The 1,475-nt window shown below is 49.1% G+C and carries 2 pseudogenes; both read right to left on the bottom strand.

The features are described from left to right. Nucleotides 1-117: 117 nt before the first annotated feature. Nucleotides 118-645 (bottom strand): annotated as a pseudogene (locus K0778_RS25985) (cupin domain-containing protein); the annotation flags it as partial. A gap of 10 nt (nucleotides 646-655) precedes the next feature. Next, nucleotides 656-1,354 (bottom strand): annotated as a pseudogene (locus K0778_RS25980) (hydantoinase/carbamoylase family amidase); the annotation flags it as partial. Between the last annotated feature and the right edge of the window lie 121 nt (nucleotides 1,355-1,475).

The raw sequence follows: 1,475 nt of genomic DNA, 5'->3' as shown, positions 1-1,475 counted from the left end.
AAATCAGCCACGAAGAGACGATTTTGGGCTGAAAATTGGAAAATTGAGCCACAGGACGTCGATAAAGGACGGTTTGGGGCGTCATATCGGGAGCTGCGGACCACTTAATCGCAACTTCCCTAACTCTTTGGGCAGAAAATCCAGCAGAATAACATCGTCCATGCCTTCATAATGAATGCGTTCCAGTTCGCTGGCATTGCCAGAAACCAGCCACGGTGCATAGCCTTCTACCGGAACATAGCGGCGCTTATATAAAAAGATTTGGCTGTCTTCGGCCTGGGCGTTAACAAACGTCATTAAGGAGCCTGGCGGGCAATAAAGATAGCCACCTTCGCTTAAGGCAAATGTTTTGCCTTCGGCTTTGGCAGTGATATTTCCAGAGATCACATACAGGAACGTTTCAATGCCTTCGCCACCGAAGCCCTGTTGGTTGCCACCGTTTTGATGCAGTGTGACCAGATAATCAACAAAAGAGGCACCCAGCTTTGGCGTGGAGAGGATTGTCGCGTCACAATTTTCAAAGCCCGGAATAATATTTTTTACCAGACCATCCGGGGTTAACAGTGCGAAATTACCGTGTTTAACAATCGCACGGTTAGCCAGTAAATCTTCGCGGTAACCGGTGACGTTATTTAAATATCCCATTTATGACTCCTTATTTCTGCCAGGCAAGTTGATAAAGCATGAGTGCCAACGTTTTGACCCCTTCGGCAAGGTCGGTAATATTGGTGCGTTCCGCCGGGTTATGGCTGATCCCGTTGATGCTGGGGATAAAAATCATGCAGGTTGGTACGCGAGGCGCGAAAATTTGCGCGTCGTGCCCGGCACCACTGTGCATCACCCGGTAATTCAGTTTTTCTCTTTCACACAATTCTGTCAGGGTGGCGACCAGCTCCTTATTCATCGGCACGGGTTCTTCGTCCATCCATAAATCGATATCAATACCAATGTCCATTTCATCGCAAATCGCCCGCATGTCGTTTTCTAACTGTTGGGTGAAATCGCGCAGCACGGCAGCGTCGGTATGACGACAATCAATGGTGAACGTGGTTTTACCCGGCACCACATTTACCGTATTCGGGCGCGGCTCTACTTTGCCAAAGGTCAGAACCAGCGGATCGCCCATCCTTTTCGCTTTTTCGACCGACTGATGGCAAATGCGACTGAAAGCGTAAACTGTATCACGACGATAACCCATCGGCGTGGTGCCTGCATGGTTTGATTCGCCGTTCAGCGTTACCGTATAACGACGCTGCCCGACAATTGCATTCACCACGCCAATTGATTGCCCATTACTTTCCAGCACACAGCCCTGTTCAATATGCAGTTCAACAAAGGCTTTAATATCCTGACGGCTTTGTTGAATAAATAAGATTTCGTGCGAACGACCCTGTAGCTGGCTGGATTTTCAGGCAATACGCACGCTTTCTGGCATCCCAGCCTTTGTCATCCTGTTCAACGCACGCACCATGGCC

It is taken from the genome of Escherichia sp. XD33 (assembly GCF_019375075.1).
Taxonomy (GTDB): domain Bacteria; phylum Pseudomonadota; class Gammaproteobacteria; order Enterobacterales; family Enterobacteriaceae; genus Enterobacter; species Enterobacter flexneri_A.
This window is presented reverse-complemented; position numbering and strand designations above follow the sequence as displayed.